Genomic DNA, 20,960 nt, shown 5'->3' with positions numbered 1-20,960 from the left:
GCCCATCCCTCCCATTTTCAGCACGCAGAAATTTATGCCTTTTCATTTTCCCGATATGCTCGTCATCCGCCACGGTGAAACCCAGTGGAATGTCGCCGGCCGCCTGCAGGGTCACAAGGACACGCCGCTGACAGCCAATGGCGTGCGGCGGACACTTGAGGTGGGCACACATCTCGCGGTGCGGGTCGCCGCTTGCAAGGACGCCAGATTCTGGGTCAGCCCGCTCGGCCGCGCCCGCCAGACGGCGTCGATACTCGCCGATGTCTGGGGTGTCTCCTTCGACTGCTTCGTCGACCAGACGTCGCTTGTCGAGCGTGCTTTCGGCGTCTGGGAGGGACGCTCAGCCGAAGAAATCGAACAGGCGTTTCCCGAGCAGTTCGAGGCCGACCGCGCCGATCCCTGGAGTTATGCGATGCCTGGTGGCGAGAGCCATGTCGAACTGATGGCACGCATGCGGTCCTGGCTCGTCGGTCTCGACCGCTCGACGCCGCATGTCGTGGTCGCCCACAGTGTCAGCCTGCGGGCGCTGCGCGGGGTCTACACAGGTGCGGCACCTGAGGACATTCTCGCCTATTGCGAGCCACAAACCGCGGCCTTCTGGCTCTCGGGCGGCCAGGAGACGATGATCGACGCGCTGGCTTGATCGGATTTAGCGTAGCCGGGCGAGGTCCGCGGCGCGGTTCTCGATGATCGCTTCCATGGAAAAGAAACCGGTCACCGTCGCCAGGTCGAAGTTGGTGATCAGCTTCTGGTAGAAGGCGTCGTAGCCCGCCATGCCCCTGGTCACCACCTTGATCAGATAGTCCCAGTCGCCGCCGATGCGGTAGAAGTCGGTCACCTCGGGCATGCGTTCGACATGCTTGCGGAAATTGTCCGCCCATTCCTTGGAGTGGTGGCGGGTGCGGATCATGACGAACACGGTCAGGTCGTAGCCGAGTGCCGCAAGGTCGATGTCGGCATGGGTGCCGCGGATCAAGCCTGATGTGTTGAGCCGTTGGAGGCGGCGCCAGCAGGCGTTTTGCGACAGCCCGACACGCTCGGCCAGGTCGCGCTGCGAGATCGCACCGTCCTTTTGCAGGCACGCCAGAATCTTGTTGTCGATTTCGTCGATTTTTTCCATGATTCAGATCATATGACCCAAGTTGGTGCCAAAGTCGTGCGAAAACGATGAGGTTTCATCTCCCACATCCGATTAGAATCGCCTTGAGTTGGTTGCGGGAGAGATTCGATGAAGACCGAGCGCTGCGAAAAGCCTGGCGGCACCGGCTTGCTGGACAAGTTCAAGGAGTGCCTTGCCGTACGTGACGTCGTCGCGGAGCTGCGCAGCGGCCTTGTCGGCAAGGACGCGAAGATCGACGGTCCGTTCGGTCTCAAGCCCATGGTCTATGCCGACTATGTCGCATCAGGTCGGGCGCTGATGCAGATCGAGCGCTTCGTGCTCGAGGAAGTCTTGCCCTATTATGCCAACAGCCACACCGAGGCTTCCTACTGCGGCGGCATGATGACCCGCCTGCGCCGCGAGGCGCGCGCGGCGATCGCCGCATGCTGCGGCGCGAGCGACAGGCATGCGGTCATCTTCGCCGGATCGGGCGCGACGGCCGGCATCAATCGGCTGGTCAAGCTTCTGGGCGTTGCCGATGCCGTTGCCGTTGGCAAGCAGGTCCGTGTCATCATCGGCCCCTACGAGCACCATTCCAACATCCTGCCCTGGCGCGAAAGCGGGGCAGAGGTGATCGAGATCGCCGAATGCGCTGCCGGTGGACCTGATCTCGTCGCACTGGACGAAGTGCTGCAATGGGAGGCTGACCTCACCGTCTGCGCGTTTTCGGCTGCCTCCAACGTCACCGGCATCATTACCGATGTCGCTGCCATCACTAGGCAGGCGAAGGCGGCTGGCGCCAAGATCGTCTGGGACTACGCCGGTGCGGGACCCTACATGCCGATCGCCATGTCGCCGGTATCAGGCGCTGAAATCGATGCCGTGGTCGTCTCGCCGCATAAGTTCCTTGGCGGTCCGGGCGCTTCGGGCGTGCTGATCGTCCGCCGCGATGCGGTTACGACTGACAAGCCGTCATGGCCCGGCGGCGGCACCGTCAAGTTCGTCTCGCCCTCGGGCCACGATTACAGCACCAGCCTGGAAGCGCGGGAAGAGGCGGGCACGCCCAATGTGGTCGGCGACATCCGCGCGGCCCTAGCCTTCCTGGTCAAGGAAGCGCTCGGCGCGGACGCGATGCGGGCTCGCAATGCCGAACTGACCAGCCGCGCCATGTCGGCCTGGAACGACGCCGGCAACATCGAGCTGCTCGGTGCGCTGGAGCCGCAAAGGCTGCCGATCTTTTCGTTCCGGGTCAGGGACGGCAAGGGCGGCTATGTTCACCAGCAACTGGTGACCCGCATGCTCAGCGATCGTTTCGGCATCCAGGCGCGTGGCGGCTGCGCCTGTGCCGGGCCTTATGTCCATCGCCTGCTGTCGATCGGCGAGACGGAATCTGAGCGCATGCGCCAAGCGATCCTGGCCGGCGACGAGATCAGCAAGCCGGGTTTTGTCAGGCTCAATTTCAGCGTGCTGTTGCCGGAAGAGAAAGTGCAGTTCATCCTCGATGCGGTCCTGAAGCTGGCTTCGGACGCGGTGCAGTATCAGGAGCGCTACGATTTCGATGCCAGCCGTGCGATCTTCTATCCGCGCGCTGCCGAAATGGCCGAGGCTTGAGAGATGGCAAGACCAGACGTCGCTGCCTTTTTCGACCCACGCACCTGGTCGGTGCAGTATGTCGTCTCCGACCCGCGAACCCGAAAATGCGCCATCATCGATCCGGTCCTCGATTTCGACGAGAAATCGGGCGCAACCGCAACCGTCAACGCCGACAAGCTGCTGGACCATGTTCGCGAACAGGATCTGGAGATCCAGTGGATCCTCGACACCCATCCGCATGCCGACCACTTCTCGGCGGCGTCCTATCTGAAGGCAAAGACCGGTGCGCCGACGGCGATCGGGGCGCGCATCGTGGACGTGCAGAAACTCTGGGCCGGTATCTACAACTGGCCTGAGCTCCGCACCGACGGTTCGCAATGGGACCGCCTGTTCGACAAGGGCGACACCTTCGAGATCGGCGACATCAGGACGGGTGTGATGTTCTCGCCCGGTCACACGCTGGCATCCGTCACCTATGTCGTCGGCGATTCAGCTTTCGTCCACGACACCGTCTTCATGCCGGACAGCGGCACCGCACGTACGGATTTCCCCGGCGGCAGCGCCAATGCGTTATGGTCGACGATCCAGGACATCATGGCGCTGCCTGATGACACCCGCATTTTCGTCGGGCACGACTACCAGCCGGGCGGGCGCACCCCGCTTTGGGAGAGCACAGTGGCCGCCCAGAAAAACCAGAACATCCACCTGACGCGTTATGCGCTGCAAGAGGAATTCGTGGCCTTCCGCAACGAGCGCGACAGCACCTTGCCGATGCCCAAGCTTATCCTGCATGCGCTGCAGATCAACATCAACGGCGGCCGGCTTCCCGAGCCCGAAGCCAACGGCCAGCGCTACCTCAAGTTTCCTCTCGATGCGCTGAACGGGGCCGCCTGGGGCTGAGCCTCAGTTGAGCGGCGATCAGCTGGGCCGACACGGCAAGCAGCAGGCGCTTAGGGCACCAACCATCGCCCGGCCGCGCCAGGACAGCGCGGCACGTGCTGTCACATGCGGTTCAGTGAGCCGCGCGATAGATCGACAGGATATCGTCGCGTGCCAGTTCGCGCGGGTTGTTGTCGAGCAGGCGGCGGATGGCGAAAGCGTCATCGGCCATCGTCTCCAGGTCGTTTTCCGGCACTCCGAGCTTCGACAGGCGCATCTCGATGCCGAGCGAGGCGCAATAGTCGCACGTCGACCCGAACACGTCCTGCACCGCATAGGCTGCGGGCAGGCCGAGCGCTGAAAGGATATGGCCCGTCTTTTCGACAGCTGCTGGAAGGTTGAAGGCAAGCACATGCGGGAAGATCAGCGCGTTGGCAGCACCATGGGCGACGTGCCAGCGCGTGCCGAGCGGATAGGCGAGCGCGTGACCGCCTGCCGTGTTGACCGGGCCGAGGCAGAAACCACCATAGAGCGAGGCGAGCGCCAGGCCGGCGCGGGCCTCGACGTCGCTGCCGTCCTTGACCGCGCGGGTGAGATAGCGGCCGACCAGCTTCACGCCTTCCAGCGCGTAGAGGTCGATCATCGGATGCGCCTTCTTGTTGGTGTAGGCCTCGACGCAGTGAGCCATGGCGTCGACGCCTGTTGCAGCAGTGACGGCTGGCGGCACGGTCATCGTCAGCGCCGGATCGACGATGGCGATGTCGGCCAGCATCTCGATGCTTTCGACGGCGAGCTTGGCCTGCGTTTCAGGATCGGTGACCAAGGCGCGAATGCCTGCCTCGCTGCCGGTGCCAGATGTCGTTGGCACCTGGGCGAGGGCTACCCGTCGCCCGGCCGCCTTGCCTGTGCCGACGATGTCCTGCAGGCGCTGGCCGGTGCCGGCCATGACCGAGACCAGCTTGGCGAGATCCATGGCGCTGCCGCCGCCGAAACCGATGACCAAGTCCGCCTCCGAACGGGCGGCGAGTTCAAGCACCTTGTCCAGGTTGGGAAGGTCCGGCTCGGGCCTTACCTCGCCGAAGACGACCGTCTCGACGCCGAGCGCGAGCGTGTCGACGCGGGCGGCATTGAAGGCGTCGGCGACGACGAGAGCCTTCTTGATGTTGCGTGCCTTGACCCAGCCGGCCAGCCGCGAGACGACGCCGGGGCCGAACTCGATGACGGGCGGTCGAACGATCGTGATGGGCGTGTTGAGACCGTTCATCGTCAGTGCTCCAGGTGGCTGCCGCCGTCGCGCATGGTCAGAATGTTCCCGGCGAGAGGCGGATGTGTTTGATGGCGCGGCGGAAATAGGTGAAGGCGACGTGGATCGCCCCGTCGGGGGTCGCGAGGATGGACGGGTAGGAGAATTCGCGGTTCAGCCCGTCCTTGGAATTGTTGGTCAGGCAGAAGCCGTCGCCGGTCTCGAGATCGATGCGGCCGCCGAAGCGCTCGCCGCCATCGGAGGAGAAGGCGAGGCTGAGCGGTGCGCGCGGCACGCCCCAGACGGCCTTGCGGCCGACCGGCTCGGCTGCCTCAGCGGGTGCCTCGGTCTCTTCGCCTTCGATCTCGTCATAGAGCGACTGCCGGCGGTCCTCCGACATCGAGGCGTTGGCGTGGTTGTAGACGATGGCAAGGCGGCCATCGCTCGCGCGCACGGCCTGCACCGAGGAGTTGTTGTTCGGCAGGTCAGTCGGCTCAGGCGCGCTCCAACTGCGGCCGCCGTCGGACGAATGGCTGCGCAGCACCTGCTCGGAAAAGCGGTTGCGGTAGACTGCCACCATCTCGTCGCCGTCGAGCGGCACGATGTTCATGTGCACGGCGCCGATGCTGTCGGGCACGTCGTGCATGGTCCAGCTTGCGCCGGCATCGGTTGAGATGAGCACGGCAGCAGTGTCGGCGTCGCCGCTCCACCTGGCACCTGGTACCCCGATGCAGCGGAAAACCGGCAAGAGCCATTCGCCGCGGTCGTTGACGATGATCGGCTGGCGCACAAAGGTGCCGGGGATTTCACAAAGGACAGCCACTTCGCCGAAGGTCTTGCCGCCGTCGGCAGAGATGCGGCGCTTGACCACGGCGCCGTCCTGGTGGCCCGAGGTCTGCGAGGTGTAGAGCAGCCAGACCTTGCCGTCGGGCGCGTTGAACAGCATCGGGTTCTGTTCGGACTTCTGGGGATCGTCCGACATCTTCTCCGGTTCCGACCAGACGTCCGAGCCGGGCGCCAGGCGCGACATGTAGATCGAGATGTCGCCCATGCCCTCCATGGTGCCGCCGAACCAGACGCAGGCGAGCGTACCGTCGGGCAGCAGCGAAAGGTTGGCGGCGTGGTTCTGCACTGTCGGCGACGGCAGGAAGGCCTCAGTGCGGCCGGGCGCGGTCGCGCGCATTTTGCCGTCCATGCGGGCGGCGACCTCGGCGTGGGTCAGAACTGCTGCATCTGGGGCCGCTGGTGCCGTAATCGTGGTCATGGAACCCTCCTTACGGCAGCTGTTCGAGCTGCGGCCTGAGAGCGTCGATCTCGCCTTCGCTCAGCCCGACCAGCGGTGGCCGCAGACGCTGCCATGCCTTTTCGCCGTGCTTCAGGCCGACCATCGCCTTGATGGTCGGGATCTGGGCGTAGCTGTTGGAGAGATTGCGCCAAGCATTGACGCGCGCCTGTGCCGCCTCGACCTTGGCTTCCTCGGCCGGATTGGCATGGTTGTCGAACACCGTGCGCAGCGAATCCGCTATCAGGTTTGAGGTGGCGGTGATGCAGCCGGCGCCGCCTTCGCGCAGAAGCGGCAGCATTAGCGGGTCAGCACCTGGAAATACGGCGAAGCCGGGATAGGCCTTCACCAGCGCCTGCATGTTGGCGAAGTCGCCTTTGGATTCCTTGATGCCGACGACGGTCCCTGGGAAAGCCTTGATCAGACGGCCGACGAGCTCCACGGACAGCGCAATGCCCGACACCTGCGGGATATGGTAGAGCACGACCTTGAGCCGATCGTCGGCGATGCCTTCAAGTATGCGTGAATAGGCGTCGAACAGGCCGTCGTCTGATACACCCTTGTAGTAAAAGGGCGGCAGCATCACCACCTTGTCGATCCCAATGGATAACGCATGGCGGGTCAGGTCGATGGTCTCGGGGATGGCCGCGACGCCGGTGCCGGGCATCAGTCTGTCGACCCCGACTCCTGCCTTGACGACGCTCTCCAGCATCGCCTTGCGCTCGCCAAGCGAGAATGAATTGGCCTCACCCGTGGTGCCGAGCAGAGCAACGCCATGGCAGCCCTCATCGAGCAGCCGCTGGCAGTGCGCCGCGAGCAGGCCGTGGTCAGGCGAAAGGTCGGCATTGATCGGCGTGGCGGCGGCGGAGAAGACGCCAGAGATTGCGAATTTCGTCATGCTGTCACCCGGGGCGTTCCGGCAAGCTTGCGCGCATAGGCGATCGCCGCATTCATGTTGACGTGGTTGGCCTTGCCGGTCCCGGCAATGTCGAAGGCGGTGCCATGGTCGACGGAAGTGCGGTCGATCGGCAGGCCAAGCGAGATGTTGACGCCGCTGTCGAAGGCCACCAGCTTCATCGGGATGTGGCCCTGGTCGTGATACTGGGCGACGACGAGGTCGAAGGCGCCGGAATAGGCGCGGTGGAAGACTGTATCAGGTGGCACCGGTCCGTAGGCGTCGATGCCCTCGGCCTTGGCCGCGGCGATGGCTGGTGCGATAAACTCGTCATCCTCGGTGCCGAACAGGCCATTTTCACCGCAATGTGGGTTGAGGCCGGCGACCGCGATGCGCGGGTTTTCGACGCCGATGCGGCGCAGGTGGCGATAGCCGGTGCGGATGGTCTCGAGAATGCGCTCCGGCCTGACCCGGGCAATTGCTTCCTTGAGCGACACGTGGGTCGAGACATGGATGACCGACATGCGCTCGGCAGCTAGCAGCATCCAGGATGAGCGCGATCCGGTGAGATGCGCCAGCATTCCGGTGTGGCCGTCATAGTGGTGCCCGGCAAGGTTCAGCGCTTCCTTGTTGATCGGGGCGGTGACGATGCAGCCGATCTCGCCGGCGGTCGCAGCTTCCACCGCGCGTGCGATGAAGCGGAACGAGGCGTCGCCGGCGCGGGTGTCGATCTTGCCGAAGGCGATCGGGCCGCCGTCGATAGCGACATGCTCGACGGCAACCGTGTCGGCACCGTCGGAGGCGGGTGCAAATTTCAGCGCTGCGCCGACGATCTTGGCCGCAGCCTCAAGGCTGTCGCGATTGCCAAAGACGCGGATGGTGGCGCGGTCGGCGGCGCTCATCTCGACGAGCGACTTGCAGATGATCTCGGGGCCAACCCCTGCGGGGTCTCCCATGGTGATGCCTATCGTGCGGCTAGAACTCGCCATCGCTCCCTGTCCGTCTTGTCTGCCGGCGACACCAGGGTTGTGGTGCGCGGCTGCCTGGAATCCTCCCGAGCACATGCACCCGCGGTGCCAACTGCACTTGGACTATGGCCGGAAAACTGACCACAAGCAGACAAGTTGTCAAGTTGCTTTTTCCTCCCGGGGTCAACGGATCGTCGCGATGAATGTGCTAACAGTATGATATTACGATGGTATTTAGATGCCATTTTACCAATGCCTGATTATTTTGGGTGGCGATCTGAAAAAATGAATTGACATGTTTACAATATGGCGGCATTTGTTCGGCCACGGTAGCCGCTTCCGTGTCTGTTGCCTTTCGACTGACCAGAGCATCGCCGTTCACGGGTTTCAGGGAGGAAATTGTGATGTCGAAACGGAACACCGAGACTCCGTCGCGTGCCGGGATGACCCGCCGCGACGCGCTCAGGCTCGGCCTGGGCAGCGCTGTGGGCTTCACGCTGCTCGGCCTCAACGCCAAGATCGTCTTCGCTCAGGAAGGGCAGGTGCTGAAGGTCGCCAATCCGGCCTTCAATCAGGACTGGTCGCCGCTGCGCGGCGGTGGCGTGCCCTATCGCTGGAACTCGGCGTGGTGGGCCTCGCCGATGTATTTCGACAGCGAAGGCAAGATCCATCCTTATGTCTTCGCCAGCTGGGAAGGCTCGGCCGATTCCAAGATCTGGACATTCAAGCTCGACCCCAAGGCGACCTTCTCGGACGGCAGTAAGATCACCTCGGCCGACGTCGCCGGGTCGTGGAACGTGGCGGCCATGCCCGGCACCAAGAGCCAGCGTGCCGACCAGGTGCTCGCCAAGGTCGCAGGCTTTGCCGAAGTGACTGGCGGCAGTGCGAATACCATTTCCGGCGTCGTCACACCCGACGAAGGCACTGTCGTCGTGACGCTGAACGAGGCCGACCCGATCTATTTCATGCGCGTCGCCAATCACATTGTGCCGATCACCAAGGCATCGCAGTCACGCGGCGAGGACGGCAACGAGATCCAGGACTGGTTCACGCCCGATGCAGGTGCGGTCTATTCCGGCCCGTTCAAGCTGACCAGCATCGACATCGACGCCGGCAAGCTGGTGTTCGAGCCGAACGAGCATTTCTTCGGTCCTAAGCCGAAGCTGGCCCGCATCGAGATCACCTCGATCGAGGACAACGTCACGGCAACCTCGTTGCTCAAGTCGGGCGAGTTCAACGCCCACACCGAGCTCGTCACCTCGACAATCGTGCAGGACCTTGGCGCCGAATTCGCCTCAGGCCCGCTGATCCCAACCAGCCAGCACTTCTGGTTCAATTCCAAGCGTGCACCGATGGACGATCCGAAGGTTCGCCAGGCGCTGATCATGGCCGTCGATCGCGACGGACTGATGAAGGCATCGTTCCCCGACGGCCCGCACAAGAAGACCGACCAGGTGCTCAACTCGGTGCCCGGCGCCGACAATTCCGGCTTCGAGCCATACCCCTACGATCCGGAAGGTGCCAAGAAGCTGCTCGCCGAGTCGACCTATGGCGGGCCGGAGCGCCTGCCCAAGATCCTGTTCGTCGGCATCTCCTCGCCGGCAAACGAAGCGGCGGCCCAATTCATCGCCGAGCAGTGGCGCCAGAATCTCGGCATCACCGCCGTCGACATGAAGCCGCAGCAGGACGCTTACGCCGGCCCCGACCAGAACGCTGTGCAGATCTTCCGCGACGATGTCGGCACGCGCGTGCCCGACGCCGCGAGCTATCTCGCCGGCTCGATCGCCTCGACCTCGTCCAACGCTCAGAACAAGCTCGGCGGCTACAAGAACGACAAAGTCGACCAGTTGCTGGCCGAAGCCGCCACCAAGGCGGCAGACGACCCGCAGCGCGTCGCTCTCGCCCAGGAAGCCCAGAAGGCCTTCCGCGAGGACTGGACCTTCATCCCCTGGTACGCACAGGCGATGTCGCGCTGGGCCAATGCAAATGTGAAGGGCATCGACAAGAACCTCGACTGGCAGGTTGTCGCCCCTTGGGAAATCACCATCGGCTGATGCGGCGATGACGCGCACGGGGGCTCGGCCCCCGTGTTATGCTCCTCGTTAGGACTAACCGTGCGGTGGGAGGCCGCCCGCCATGCTGCGTTATATTGCAACACGGCTGCTGCTGTGGATTCCGTCCGTTCTGCTGGTCATGCTGGCGGTCTATGCCATGGCCTATTTTGGCGCCGGCGACCCGATCAAGCTGATCTTCCTGCGCGCGCCGGGCGACGTCGCCTACAATCCCGAAAAGATTGAGGCGATCCGCGATGCCGCCGGCCTCAACCGGCCGTTCCTCGTCCAGTTCGGCAGCTACATCCTCAACCTGATCCAGGGCAATTTCGGCAATTCGCTGACCTCGGGCCGCTCGGTCTGGGCAATGGTTTCAGCCGCCGCACCTGTATCGTTTAAGCTCGGCCTGTGCGCGGTCGTGCTAACCGCCGTCGTTGCCGTTCCGCTCGGCATGATCGCGGCGATGAACCAGAACACCAAGGTCGACTACACGATCCTCGGCTCGGCACTGTTCCTGTGGGCCATCCCGGCCTATGTCGCCGGTCCGTTGCTGATGGTGCTCCTGATCCTCATCCTGCCCGGCGGCAGTGTTCCCTACGGCTGGGGCGGCATCTTCGACGTGCGTATTATTTTGCCGTTGCTCGTGCTCTCGTTCCAGCCGATCGCGCTGATCGTGCGCCAGACCCGGGCCGCCGTGATCGAGGTGTTGTCGGAGGATTTCGTTCGCACCGCTCGCGCCAAGGGCGTGCCCGAGATGGTGGTGGCCTTCCGCCACATCCTCAGGCCGGTGCTGACGCCCGTCGTCACCCAGCTCGGCCTGATCATGATCACTATCGTCAACGGCGCCATCTTCGTCGAGCTGGTATTCGGTCTGCCCGGCCTCGGCCGATTGACCGTCTCGGCGCTGACCAATTCCGACTATCCCGTCATCCTGGCCATCACGCTGATCGGCTCGTTCCTGGTGATGCTGTCAAACCTTTTGGTCGACGTGCTCTATCCGCTGCTTGATCCGCGCGCCAACGACACGATGAGGAGCCGCTGACATGACGATCACGCCCGTCAATCTCTCCTCGTCAGTGGCCGACGACGAGCCCACCGTCAGCTTGTGGCGCGATGCCTGGCACCGCCTGGTCCGCAACAAGCTGGCGGTCGCCGGTCTCGCCGTGGTCGTCCTGCTCGCCTTCGTCGCTGTCTTCGGCCCCTGGTTGACGCCTTACGACTTCCTGACCCAGGACCTGAACGCCCGCAACCAGGCGCCGTCGCTGGCTCATCTGTTCGGCACCGACGATCTCGGCCGCGATGTTTTCTCCCGTGTCGTTTACGGTACCCGCACGGCCTTCGTGGTGGCCATCGTCGTCACCACAATCGCAGTTGCCATCGGCGTGGCGCTCGGGGCCATGGCTGGTTTCTTCGGCGGATTGTTCGACCGCATCGTCATGTGGTTCACCGACATGACCATGTCGGTGCCCAACTTATTGCTGGTCGTGGTCATCAACGCTTCGCTGAAGACGCCGATCACCGCCTGGATGGAAGCGCGCTACCAGGCGACGCTGAACCCTTTCTACCGCGAAACCATCTGGGTCGACTTCCTCTTGGTCTTCGGTTCGATGGCGCTGATCAGCTGGCCGCCTTATGCCCGCCTGGTGCGCGCCCAGGTGTTGTCGATCCGCGGCCGGCCCTACGTCACCGCCGCCCGCGCACTTGGCCTGACCAACCGGCTGATCCTGATGCGCTACATCGTGCCCAACGCCATTGGGCCGCTGATTGTTTCGGTCAGCGCTGGGCTCGGAACGGCGATGGTGCTGGAGAGCGCCTTCTCCTTCCTCGGCGTCGGCGTCAATCCGCCCACGCCAAGCTGGGGCAACATGATCTCCGACGGCCTGCGCGTCTGGCAGCACTACCCACACCTGCTGGCCGCTCCCGCCGCCGTGCTCGGCCTCGCCACCGTCGCCTTCTCGTTCCTCGGCGATGGCCTCAACGACGCTCTCAACCCGAGGGGCAGCAAATGACGGCTCCCGAAATCCAGAAGCCGCTGCTCGACGTTCGCGGCCTGACCATCGAGATCGAAACCCGCCGTGGTCCTGCTGTCATCGTCGACGGTATCAACCTCACCGTCGGCAAAGGCGAGACCGTCGGCGTCGTCGGTGAATCCGGCTGCGGCAAGAGCCTGACCATGCTCTCCCTGGTGCGGCTGTTGCCCAACAAGATCAAGGTCAAGGGCGGCACCGCCGAGTTCGCCGGCCGCGACCTGTTAAAGATGTCGAAGTCGGAGTTGCGCCAGGTGCGCGGCGGAAAGATCGGTTTCGTCTTCCAGGACCCGATGACCTCGCTCAACCCGGTGATGCGCATCGGCGACCAGCTCTGCGAGCCGCTGGTCTACCATCGCAACATGAACAAGGCCGAAGCGCGCATGCGCGCGATCGAATTGCTGAGGCTGGTCGGTATCCCGGGCCCGGAGCAACGTATCACGGCCTATCCGCACGAACTGTCGGGCGGCATGCGTCAACGCGTGATGATCGCCATGGGCCTTGCCTGCGACCCGGAACTGTTGATCGCCGACGAGCCGACGACGGCGCTCGACGTGACCATCCAGGCGCAGATCGTCGACCTGGTGAAGGACCTGCGCAAGAAGCTCAACATGTCGGTGGTATGGATCACCCACGACCTCGCACTGATTGCCGGCCTGGTTGATCGTGTCGCCGTGCTCTATGCCGGAACCGTGGTCGAAGATGCTCCGGTTGGCGAACTCTTTGCCCGGCCGACCCATCCCTACACACGCGGATTGTTGGCCTCGATCCCGAAGCTGTCGGACGAGCGTGCGAGCCGGCTGTCCTCGATCGGCGGCACCCCGCCCGAGCCGGGCCGCCGCCCCAAGGGCTGCCCGTTCGCGCCACGCTGCACGCTGGCCGAAGCTGTGTGCCACGAACGTGTGCCGGCGCTCGAACCGGTTGTCGGCAGCAATGGCCACCGCGTCGCCTGCTTCGTCGCCCAGCGCCAGATGAAGGAGGCCGCGTGATGGCTGCCGAACCGTTGATCAAGGTCGAGAACCTCGTCAAGCATTTCGTCGTCCGCCTCGGCGCTTTTGGCGAGCGCGGCGCCACCGTGCACGCGGTCGACGACGTCAACTTCGACATCTTCGCCGGCGAGACGCTGTCGCTGGTCGGCGAATCCGGCTGCGGCAAGTCGACGACGGGCTTCACGCTGCTCAACCTGCAGAAGGCGACGTCGGGCAAGGTCATCTTCCAGGGTGAAAACATCGTCTCGCTCGACGAAAAGCGCATGCGGGCCTATCGCCGCGAGTTGCAGATCGTCTTCCAGGATCCCTATTCGACGCTCAACCCGCGCATGACCATCGGCCAAGTCGTTGGCGAACCAATCCTGTTCCACAGGCTTGCCACCAAAGCCGAGCTTCCCGAGCGCGTGGCGCGCCTACTTGGAGATGTCGGCCTGCCCGCGCGCTTTGCCCAGCGCTATCCGCATGAATTGTCGGGTGGTCAGCGCCAGCGCGTCGCCATTGCGCGGGCGCTTGCCTGCCAGCCGAAGTTCATCGTCTGCGACGAGGCGATCTCGGCGCTCGACGTGTCGGTGCAGGCGCAGATCATCAACCTGCTGCTCGATCTGCAGGAAAAATACGGCCTGACCTATCTCTTCATCGCCCACGACCTCGCCGTCGTGCGTCATATCAGCGACCGGGTCGGGGTGATGTATCTTGGCCGTCTTGCGGAACTCGCGACACGCGAACAGCTGTTTTCCAACCCACTGCATCCCTACACGAAGGCGCTGCTTTCCGCCGTGCCGGAAGCGGACCCGGAACTGGAGAAGACGCGGCAGCGGCAGATCCTCGTCGGCGACGTGCCGAGCCCGCTTTCGCCGCCGGCCGGCTGTCGTTTCCACACGCGCTGCCCCATCGCCATGGACAAGTGCAGGGCCGTCGTGCCCGAGTGGCGCGAGGTGGTCACCGGCCACCACGTTGCCTGCCATGCCGTCGACATGGGAACCGCAGGATGACGCTGATGCTCGCCATCGTGGCCGACGACCTGACCGGAGCGCTCGATACCTCGGCGCCCTTCGTCGCATCGGGACTGAAGGTGGCGGTGGCGATGACACCCGACGCGACCGGCAAGGCGCTGGCGAGCGAACCCGACGTCTTTGCCGTGAGCACGGCTTCGCGAGCGCTGCCGGTGGAGGTCGCCTCAGCCCGGATACGCGACGTGGCGAGCCGATTGATGCCGCATGCCCCTGGCATCGTCATGAAGAAGATCGACTCCCGGCTGAAAGGCAATGTCGGCGCCGAGGCCGATGCGCTGGCCGAGGCCTCGGGCCGCGAGGCTCTGGTGGTGGCACCTGCCGTTCCGGACCAGGGCCGTACCACACGCGACGGTGCGGTCGTCGGTCGCGGTGTCGATATGCCTTTGCCTGTCTTGCCGATATTTTCTGGAATTGCCAGGCGCGTCTCCGTCCGCAACGCTGACACCGACGCCGATCTCGATCAGGTCGTCGCTGGCACCGACTGGAGCAACAGCGTTGCGGTCGGGGCACGGGGGCTGGGCCTGGCCTTCGCCCGTCGTCTGCAGGCCAACGACAATTCGAAGCCTGCCGTCTCATTTGAAAGCGACGGGAGCGTGTTGTTCGCCTTCGGCTCGCGCGATCCTATCACCGACCAGCAGGTTGCCCGATTGCTGGAGGATTGTCGCCACGTCCAGATCATCGACGCCCCAAACGGCCGTTTCGCATTGCCCGCCGACTGCACCTTGCCGACGGTGGTGCGCTGCATCGGAGAGATGATCGAGCAGCCGGCACGTATCGCTGCACGCTTCGCCGAAGCCGTCGCCGATGCCGTTTACCTGATGCGCCCCTCGACGCTGGTCATGGGCGGCGGCGATACCGCGTTGGCCATACTTGGCGCGCTTGGCGCCGACGTGTTATTTCCGCAGGGCGAGGTTGCGCCGGGCCTGCCCTGGTTCACCATTGCGACACACCATGGCGAGGGGCTGCGCTGTGTCGTAAAATCCGGCGGATTCGGGACGGTCGCGGTTCTCTCCGATCTCTTGCGGCCACCGAGCGGGGAACAGGCGGGACACACATGACGACCGAACTGCAGCAGGACGGAACAGAGCCTGATACCACCGACACCGGCGAAAAATCGGGCAACGGCAGCAAGGGTGTTTCCAAGGCGCCCAAGCTGGTCGACAAGGTGTTCGACCAGTTGCAGGAGCGCATCGTCTCAGGCGAGTTCCCCTCGGGGTCCAAGCTGCCGGGTGAACACGACCTGGCGACGCTGCTCGGCGTCTCCCGACCCGTGGTGCGCGATGCGCTGGGCCGCCTGCGCGAGGTCGGCCTCGTCTATTCCCGCCAGGGTTCGGGCACCTATGTCCGTGTCTTCGACACCCAGAAGACCAGCCTCGGCTTCTCCCCGGTCAAGACCATTGCCGATATCCAGCGCTGCTACGAGTTCCGCCTGACAATCGAGCCGGAGGCTGCCTATTTCGCCGCACTTCGCCACGACGCCGCCGCGATGCAGAAGATGCGCGCCGCGCTGTCGGAACTGCGCGACGCGACACGCGACCAGACCCACCGCTCCGATGTCGACTTCCTGTTTCACCGCTCGGTGGCGGAGGCTGCCAACAATCACTACTACACCGCCTGCCTCGATGCGCTGCGCCAACACATCGCCGTTGGCATGAACCTGCACGGCCTGTCGCTGATGGGCCCGCTGACCAAGCTCGAACAGGTCTATGACGAGCATCGGGGCATCTGCGATGCGATTGCCGCAGGCGAGGCGGAGTTGGCGCGCGACCGCATGCGCGAGCACCTCGAGGGCTCGCGCAACCGCCTGTTCGAAAATAAGGTGCTCGACCTCTCACGCTGACCTCTGGTCGGCTGAACTTCAGCCGCGCTGGCGCGCTCGATGCGCTGACCCGCGACAAGCTCAATGTCGAGTTGCTGCGCGTCTGGCAGGAGCATCACAAGACGGTGATGCTGATCACCCGCAGCATCGCCGAAGCGGTGTTCCTGTCCGACCGGGTGCTGGTCATGGCCGACCGGCCGGGCAAGATCATCGAGGAAGTGGTGATCGACCTGCCGCGTCCGCGCAACGCCGCAGCGACACGTGCAATGCCGAAATTCGGCGAGTATGTCACCTATCTCGGCAAGGTGATGGGCGTCACCAGCTGATCTTTCCCGACCTCGTGCCAGGCGGTCCATTCCGCATCGCGGGGCCGTCGGGTCAGGAATTTGGCGACCGCCTGTGTATGGCGGTCACGAATCGTGCACGGGACGTCACTTCCTGTTGGCGCGGCGTTCGAGATAGGCGGTCGTCTGCAACGCGGCGAGGATGACGATTGCGCCGATGACGATGCGCTGGTCGGGCACTTCGGCGAAGAAGACATAGCCGGCGGCAGTCGTGATGACGATCGAGAGATAGCCGATCGGCGCGAGCACGCTGGCATCGGCAAGGCGATAGGCGCGCAGGAAGCAGTATTGACCGGCCTGTGCCAGAAGCCCGATGCCGAGCAGGGGCACCCAGTCGAAGGTCTTGACAGGCTGCCAGACGAAGATGGCCGGAACAGCGGTGATGACCGCAAGGCCGACAGTGTAGAATACCATCATCACGGTCGTGTTTTCGTCGCGCAGCATGCGTGTCTGGATGATGGCGAGCGAGCCGAAGACGATCGTAGCAAACACTGCAAGCAAGCCGAGATTCCACTCGACGCCGCCCGGCGCCAGCATGACGAGCACGCCGGCGAAGGCAAAGGCGGCACCCACCCAGCGCAACCGCGAAACGGTCTCGCCGAGGAAGGCGACCGCCATGGCCATGGTGACGAGCGGCCTGGAAAAGCTCAGCGCGTTGACCACCGCCAGCGGCAGCAGCGTGTAGGCCATGAACTGGCTGGTCAGCGCGATGGCGTTGCAGCTGATGCGCGAGACGTTCTGCCAGGGATGCCTGGTGTGACGAATGTGGTGACGATGGCGCCAGATCAGCGGCAGGATGAACAGCAAGCCGATCATCGCCCGGATGAAGACGAGCTGGAACGCCGGATAGACGAGCCCTTGCGCCTTGACGAGCGCCGTCATGCCGCCGGAGACCAGCAGCATGTCTGCGAGCACCCAGACGATGCCTTCGCGGTTGGCCTTGTGACGCTCGTCCCCCGCCTCGGGCGTCACCGTGCCGTCAGGCTGGCTGGACAAGATTTGCCATCAGGCGGAATGCTCCCGGCACCAGCTTGTCCATCTGGTGATGTAGGACGAGGCTGGTGTGGGTATGGCGGCCCTTGCCGATCTCGGCAGAGACCAGAGCGCCCATCAGCGGCTGTTCGTTGGCGTCGTGCATCGCCAGCAGCGGTTGGTAGGCCTCGTCCCAGCGCGCGGCGAAGTAGAGCCCGCGCTCCTTGTTCCAGCCGGACCAGTCCTGCGGGCCGATGATGTTCGGCCCTTTGAGCAGGACGTGGTCCGGCACCAGCACCGTAACCTCGGCGGTCGGATCCGTTACGCGCCAGCGTAAAGACGGCGAGCCGATCTCGAGTTTCCTCGGCGGCGTCGCTAGTGGATCCCAACCGTCGGTCGGGCGGTGGTAAAGGGTGACAAGGTGGCCGCCATTTTCGACGAAGCGGTGCAGCTTCTCGGTGCTTGCTGCCAGATCCTTGCGAATGCCGAAGGCAAAGATGCCGACGACGATTGATGTGTAGCGGCTGAGGTCTCCGGCCAATGCCTTGGCGTCGAGCTCGGTGACGTCGAGCCCCATGCGCGTGAGCCAAAGCCCGACGCGGTCGGCGCCGGCTCCGACATAGCCGACGACAGCACCCTGCGGCAGCTTGAGGTCGAGCGTGAGCACGCGCAGCGCTTCCGGCTGGCGGTGGGTGACGCGGCCGATATGCGGATAGGCAATCGGGGTCAAACGTAATGCCGGCCTGCCGCCGACCATCGGGGTGATGGTGGTTGGCCCGGCAACACGTGTTTCCGGTGCGCGGATGACCTGGCCGACTTCCGCCTGGGCCAGCGACCAGCCGTCCTCCATGTTGAGTGAGACGGGCGCATCCTTGCCTGCGACGACAGGCTTGATCGGCCATTCACGCCTAGTGCCGTCGAGCGGCACGATCAGCGCTTCGGGCTCCATCGCGACCGAGCTTGCCGGCAGCACGGCAAATGGCTCCTCCAGGTCGAAGGTGGCACGGGCGGTGTGATCGCCAAACTTTGCCGAGATGACGACATAGGCGTCGCCATTGCCGCCGAGCGTGGACCATGACGGCGGATAGAGTCTTGTGTAGGCGGCGTCGGCTGTAGCCACAATCTTCAGGCTGCGCCGGCGTCCGGTGCCTGCCTCCGCCTTGGCCGTGACACCGTTGGGCAGGACAGCTTCGACCTCGACAGAACGACTGTCGCCGGCGGGGGCCAGATCGACAGTGAGTTCAGCCGTCTCATCAGGCGACATTGTCGACGGCGACAGCGTCGCGCGGTCGAAGATGCCGGCGGCTTCGATCAAGGCGGCGTCGATCTCGCGCGCCTTGCGGTCGAGGCGGTGGCGATTGAGCTCGAGGAAGGCGGGCGATGCACTGCTGCGGGCAGCGGCAAGCTGGGCAGCCGCTTCGGTGAGGGCTGCGATGATGGCATCGGCGTGTGGAAATGCGGCGATTGCCTTGTCGACGGCCAAACCGGCGGCCTTCAGTGCCTGCGCGGCTTCATAGGAGAGGTCGCGTGATGCGGCAAGATCGGCGAGCGTCGCCGGCAGCGCGTCGAGCACCGACGTCTCGGTCTTTGTGCCGTTGGCGGCCAGCAGCAGGTGCAGCGGCCAGCGTGTCTTAGGTGTATTCGGCCAATATCCCATGCCTTGCGAGGCATGGTAATAGCGCGACCATTCGCCAATGCGGTCATATTCCACCCCGGTCGCCGGCTCGCGGCCGGGCGCGTCGACGACAACCGTCGCATCTGGCGGCGGCACTTCGTCGTCATAGGTGTCGCCACCGCCCGACCAGGCCGGCAGATAATACTTCGCCACCTGCCAGGGGCTCATGCCTTCCTTGAAATGTTCCGGGAACGCCTGCGGGTCGGCGGCAAGCCTGATCGCCTTTTCGGCGGCGCGGGTCATGGCGCGGTGGTGGCCATGCTGGCCGGGGACATCGAGAAAGGTCGGAATGACGATGTCGGGCCGTTCGCTGCGATAGGCGCGCACCAGCCGTTCGACAGTGCGCATCTCGCCCCAGCGGGTGAAGGTCTGGTCGCCGTCCTTGGAGAAGCCGAAATCATGCACTTCGTCATCGGGGCCATGGCCGAGCCAGACGACGTCGGCGTCGAGCGCGCGCGCCGCCTCCTCCATTTCGCGCGTGCGCATCATGCCGAGCACGCCAAGGCGTTCCGGCCCGAGTGAATTCTGGCCGCCTTCGCCACGCGTCGAGCAGGCGACGATGACGCGCATGCTGAGGCCGAAGCGGAAATACGCAAGCAGACCGCTCTGCTCGTCATCGGGATGAGCGCCGGTGTTCATCATGGTGACGGTAGAGCTGAGACGGCTGAGGGCACGGTGAAGCCTGAGCAGCGACGGGCTGGCCTTTTGTCTTTCGATACGTTCGCGGGCGCTCGGCATTCAGGTCCTCCGGTATTCCAGTCTGCTATTCGGTGGTCGCTGTGGCGGCGGTTTCGAGCTTGGGCGTGACCACCTCGAACAGCGGCAGCGCGGCGGCACCGAGTGCCGCCGTGTATTGCCCGGTCTGGCCGCGCATGACGCGGGGCAGGGCGCGGGTCCGTCGGCTGGCGACGGAAATGGGCAACGGTCCCATCCGCTCGATCAGCTCGTCGATGATCGCGTCCGGCAACACGCCGCCAAGGATCACCGTTTCGGGGTCGAGGATGTTTTCGATCATCGCGATCATCGGCGCGAGATAGGTCGCGGTCTCCTCCATCCACGCCAGCAGCACCGGATGGCGCTTGGCATGGAGTTCGGAGAAGTCGGCGAAATCGCAGTCGGGGATGCCTGCCTCGCACAGCTTTTCGCGCAGCGCATGGACCGAGGCGTAGCGCTCGAGGCAACCATGCTGGCCGCATGGGCAAGCCCTGCCCTTGGGAACGACGACGACATGGCCGATTTCGCCGGCATTGCCGAAGGCGCCGCGGAACGGCGTGCCGTCCTGGATCATGCCGAGGCCGAGACCGGCGCCGAAATAGACCATGCAGAAGCTGGAGATGGTGTGGCCGGCGCCGAAGAAGCGTTCGCCGACGGCCGCCGCATTGGCGTCGTTTTCCACTGTCACCGGCTCGCCGCAGGCTTCGCTGAGCAGGCTTGCCGCATCGATGTTTGCCCAGCCCGGCAGCGTCGTCGGGCCGACCGAGGTCATGCCTTCGATCTCGAACGGGCCGGGCATCACCACGCCGATGCCGAGCAGCCGCGACTTGAACGTCGACCTGACCGCATCGAGCTCGGCGCGCAGATGCGCGATGACCTGGCTCGGGCTGGTGTCGCTGACCGGCATGATTCGCCTGGAACGCGGCTGGCCCGACAGGTCGAGCACTGTCGACACCATGTGGTCGGAGGCCATCTCGATGCCCATGGTCATGGCGCCGTCGGGGTTGACGGCGAACTGGATCGGCGGCTGGCCACGGCCCGAACGCAGGCGCCCGGTCTCCATCAACAGGTTTTCGCTGACCAGCTCGTCAACGATGTTGGCGATGGCTTGCGCTGTCAGGTGCGTCAGCCGGGCAATATGCATGCGCCCCAGGGCGCCGTTCCGGCGCACGACGTCGAGCACCACGCGACGGTTATGGTCGCGGCTGCGCTCGGGGTTGTTGCCCAATGTGACCTGATGCGTGCTGCCCGGCTGAAATGCCATTTCGCCCATCCTGACCTCGGTTGCAAAATTGATAACGCGGAAGCGACGTTGGCTGCAATAGATTAATTCAAGTAGATTATCTTATTGACAAACGGCTGATGAAAGGGAACCGTAGAGGGAGTGTGCGGGGAGG

Annotated in this window: 19 protein-coding genes; 11 read left to right on the top strand and 8 right to left on the bottom strand. The window is 64.4% G+C overall.

The genetic code is table 11. The features are described 5' to 3' along the window. The first annotated feature begins 34 nt into the window (after positions 1–34). Entirely contained in the window at positions 35–643 is a 609-nt protein-coding gene (locus tag IG197_RS28235) for a histidine phosphatase family protein (RefSeq protein ID WP_192320388.1), read from the top strand. Positions 644–649: 6 nt separating this feature from the next. Here the strand turns inward: IG197_RS28235 and IG197_RS28230 are convergent, their stop codons facing one another. Then, positions 650–1,120 (bottom strand): Lrp/AsnC family transcriptional regulator, encoded by a 471-nt coding sequence (locus IG197_RS28230; protein ID WP_192320386.1) that lies wholly within the window; start codon positions 1,118–1,120, stop codon positions 650–652. Positions 1,121–1,228: 108 nt separating this feature from the next. Here IG197_RS28230 and IG197_RS28225 point away from each other — a divergent pair, with 108 nt between their 5' ends. Both IG197_RS28225 and IG197_RS28220 read left to right on the top strand, forming a co-directional pair. Further along, positions 1,229–2,710 carry an aminotransferase class V-fold PLP-dependent enzyme gene (locus IG197_RS28225; RefSeq protein ID WP_192320384.1) on the top strand — a complete coding sequence of 494 codons (1,482 nt, stop codon included), beginning with the start codon at positions 1,229–1,231 and terminating at the stop codon, positions 2,708–2,710. 3 nt (positions 2,711–2,713) lie between these two features. Continuing rightward, a complete protein-coding gene (locus tag IG197_RS28220; RefSeq protein WP_192320382.1) occupies positions 2,714–3,592 on the top strand; it encodes an MBL fold metallo-hydrolase in 879 nt (292 codons plus the stop codon). A gap of 112 nt (positions 3,593–3,704) precedes the next feature. Here the strand turns inward: IG197_RS28220 and IG197_RS28215 are convergent, their stop codons facing one another. The 4 genes from IG197_RS28215 to pdxA all read right to left on the bottom strand — a co-directional run bounded on the left by IG197_RS28215 (position 3,705) and on the right by pdxA (position 7,980). After that, entirely contained in the window at positions 3,705–4,835 is a 1,131-nt protein-coding gene (locus tag IG197_RS28215; RefSeq protein ID WP_192320380.1) for an iron-containing alcohol dehydrogenase, read from the bottom strand. A gap of 37 nt (positions 4,836–4,872) precedes the next feature. After that, on the bottom strand, positions 4,873–6,009 hold the full coding sequence (locus IG197_RS28210; protein ID WP_192320639.1) for an exo-alpha-sialidase: 1,137 nt from the start codon (positions 6,007–6,009) through the stop codon (positions 4,873–4,875). 79 nt (positions 6,010–6,088) lie between these two features. Further along, positions 6,089–6,994, bottom strand: coding sequence for a dihydrodipicolinate synthase family protein (locus IG197_RS28205; RefSeq protein ID WP_192320378.1), 906 nt, complete (start codon positions 6,992–6,994; stop codon positions 6,089–6,091). Beyond that, positions 6,991–7,980, bottom strand: coding sequence for a 4-hydroxythreonine-4-phosphate dehydrogenase PdxA (pdxA, locus tag IG197_RS28200; protein ID WP_192320376.1), 990 nt, complete (start codon positions 7,978–7,980; stop codon positions 6,991–6,993). The genes IG197_RS28205 and pdxA overlap by 4 nt, the downstream gene beginning before the upstream one ends. Positions 7,981–8,363: 383 nt before the next feature. Here pdxA and IG197_RS28195 point away from each other — a divergent pair, with 383 nt between their 5' ends. The 8 genes from IG197_RS28195 (at position 8,364) to IG197_RS28160 (ending at position 16,184) form a co-directional block, all read left to right on the top strand. Continuing rightward, the gene (locus tag IG197_RS28195) at positions 8,364–10,013 is read left to right on the top strand and encodes an ABC transporter substrate-binding protein (protein WP_192320374.1); all 1,650 of its coding nucleotides are present in this window, start codon (positions 8,364–8,366) and stop codon (positions 10,011–10,013) included. 82 nt (positions 10,014–10,095) lie between these two features. Beyond that, the gene (locus tag IG197_RS28190; RefSeq protein WP_192320372.1) at positions 10,096–11,052 is read left to right on the top strand and encodes an ABC transporter permease; all 957 of its coding nucleotides are present in this window, start codon (positions 10,096–10,098) and stop codon (positions 11,050–11,052) included. A 1-nt stretch (position 11,053) separates the two neighbouring features. Next, a complete protein-coding gene (locus IG197_RS28185) occupies positions 11,054–12,019 on the top strand; it encodes an ABC transporter permease (protein WP_371746581.1) in 966 nt (321 codons plus the stop codon). After that, positions 12,016–13,026, top strand: a complete 1,011-nt coding sequence (locus tag IG197_RS28180) for an ABC transporter ATP-binding protein (RefSeq protein ID WP_192320370.1) — start codon at positions 12,016–12,018, stop codon at positions 13,024–13,026. The genes IG197_RS28185 and IG197_RS28180 overlap by 4 nt, the downstream gene beginning before the upstream one ends. After that, positions 13,026–14,018, top strand: coding sequence for an ABC transporter ATP-binding protein (locus tag IG197_RS28175; protein WP_192320368.1), 993 nt, complete (start codon positions 13,026–13,028; stop codon positions 14,016–14,018). The genes IG197_RS28180 and IG197_RS28175 overlap by 1 nt, the downstream gene beginning before the upstream one ends. Beyond that, positions 14,015–15,097: a four-carbon acid sugar kinase family protein gene (locus tag IG197_RS28170; protein WP_192320366.1), complete on the top strand. Its 1,083-nt coding sequence runs from the start codon at positions 14,015–14,017 to the stop codon at positions 15,095–15,097. Before IG197_RS28175 ends, IG197_RS28170 begins: the two co-directional genes overlap by 4 nt. Next, on the top strand, positions 15,094–15,879 hold the full coding sequence (locus IG197_RS28165; protein WP_184770487.1) for a FadR/GntR family transcriptional regulator: 786 nt from the start codon (positions 15,094–15,096) through the stop codon (positions 15,877–15,879). Before IG197_RS28170 ends, IG197_RS28165 begins: the two co-directional genes overlap by 4 nt. 71 nt (positions 15,880–15,950) lie before the next feature. After that, positions 15,951–16,184 carry a hypothetical protein gene (locus tag IG197_RS28160; protein ID WP_192320364.1) on the top strand — a complete coding sequence of 78 codons (234 nt, stop codon included), beginning with the start codon at positions 15,951–15,953 and terminating at the stop codon, positions 16,182–16,184. A 105-nt stretch (positions 16,185–16,289) separates the two neighbouring features. Here the strand turns inward: IG197_RS28160 and IG197_RS28155 are convergent, their stop codons facing one another. The 3 genes from IG197_RS28155 to IG197_RS28145 are packed head-to-tail and all read right to left on the bottom strand — an operon-like array spanning position 16,290 to position 20,827. Further along, positions 16,290–17,198 carry a DMT family transporter gene (locus IG197_RS28155; RefSeq protein ID WP_192320363.1) on the bottom strand — a complete coding sequence of 303 codons (909 nt, stop codon included), beginning with the start codon at positions 17,196–17,198 and terminating at the stop codon, positions 16,290–16,292. After that, positions 17,182–19,587, bottom strand: a complete 2,406-nt coding sequence (locus IG197_RS28150; protein WP_192320361.1) for a PIG-L family deacetylase — start codon at positions 19,585–19,587, stop codon at positions 17,182–17,184. The genes IG197_RS28155 and IG197_RS28150 overlap by 17 nt, the downstream gene beginning before the upstream one ends. Positions 19,588–19,612: 25 nt before the next feature. Then, the gene (locus IG197_RS28145) at positions 19,613–20,827 is read right to left on the bottom strand and encodes an ROK family protein (RefSeq protein ID WP_371746580.1); all 1,215 of its coding nucleotides are present in this window, start codon (positions 20,825–20,827) and stop codon (positions 19,613–19,615) included. Positions 20,828–20,960: the final 133 nt, after the last annotated feature.

Source organism: Aminobacter sp. SR38 (assembly GCF_014843375.1).
GTDB classification, from domain to species: Bacteria; Pseudomonadota; Alphaproteobacteria; order Rhizobiales; family Rhizobiaceae; genus Aminobacter; species Aminobacter ciceronei.
Note: the sequence above shows the minus strand (reverse complement) of the source record. Positions and strands in the feature narration are given on the sequence as shown.

What these genes read in the sequence shown, in the direction of transcription:
- IG197_RS28235 (WP_192320388.1), top strand. Translation starts at nt 35, where the DNA reads ATGCCTTTTCATTTTCCCGATATGCTCGTCATCCGCCACGGTGAAACC.
- IG197_RS28230 (WP_192320386.1), bottom strand. Translation starts at nt 1,120, where the DNA reads ATGGAAAAAATCGACGAAATCGACAACAAGATTCTGGCGTGCCTGCAA.
- IG197_RS28225 (WP_192320384.1), top strand. Translation starts at nt 1,229, where the DNA reads ATGAAGACCGAGCGCTGCGAAAAGCCTGGCGGCACCGGCTTGCTGGAC.
- IG197_RS28220 (WP_192320382.1), top strand. Translation starts at nt 2,714, where the DNA reads ATGGCAAGACCAGACGTCGCTGCCTTTTTCGACCCACGCACCTGGTCG.
- IG197_RS28215 (WP_192320380.1), bottom strand. Translation starts at nt 4,835, where the DNA reads ATGAACGGTCTCAACACGCCCATCACGATCGTTCGACCGCCCGTCATC.
- IG197_RS28210 (WP_192320639.1), bottom strand. Translation starts at nt 6,009, where the DNA reads ATGGACGGCAAAATGCGCGCGACCGCGCCCGGCCGCACTGAGGCCTTC.
- IG197_RS28205 (WP_192320378.1), bottom strand. Translation starts at nt 6,994, where the DNA reads ATGACGAAATTCGCAATCTCTGGCGTCTTCTCCGCCGCCGCCACGCCG.
- pdxA (WP_192320376.1), bottom strand. Translation starts at nt 7,980, where the DNA reads ATGGCGAGTTCTAGCCGCACGATAGGCATCACCATGGGAGACCCCGCA.
- IG197_RS28195 (WP_192320374.1), top strand. Translation starts at nt 8,364, where the DNA reads ATGTCGAAACGGAACACCGAGACTCCGTCGCGTGCCGGGATGACCCGC.
- IG197_RS28190 (WP_192320372.1), top strand. Translation starts at nt 10,096, where the DNA reads ATGCTGCGTTATATTGCAACACGGCTGCTGCTGTGGATTCCGTCCGTT.
- IG197_RS28185 (WP_371746581.1), top strand. Translation starts at nt 11,054, where the DNA reads ATGACGATCACGCCCGTCAATCTCTCCTCGTCAGTGGCCGACGACGAG.
- IG197_RS28180 (WP_192320370.1), top strand. Translation starts at nt 12,016, where the DNA reads ATGACGGCTCCCGAAATCCAGAAGCCGCTGCTCGACGTTCGCGGCCTG.
- IG197_RS28175 (WP_192320368.1), top strand. Translation starts at nt 13,026, where the DNA reads ATGGCTGCCGAACCGTTGATCAAGGTCGAGAACCTCGTCAAGCATTTC.
- IG197_RS28170 (WP_192320366.1), top strand. Translation starts at nt 14,015, where the DNA reads ATGACGCTGATGCTCGCCATCGTGGCCGACGACCTGACCGGAGCGCTC.
- IG197_RS28165 (WP_184770487.1), top strand. Translation starts at nt 15,094, where the DNA reads ATGACGACCGAACTGCAGCAGGACGGAACAGAGCCTGATACCACCGAC.
- IG197_RS28150 (WP_192320361.1), bottom strand. Translation starts at nt 19,587, where the DNA reads ATGCCGAGCGCCCGCGAACGTATCGAAAGACAAAAGGCCAGCCCGTCG.
- IG197_RS28145 (WP_371746580.1), bottom strand. Translation starts at nt 20,827, where the DNA reads ATGGCATTTCAGCCGGGCAGCACGCATCAGGTCACATTGGGCAACAAC.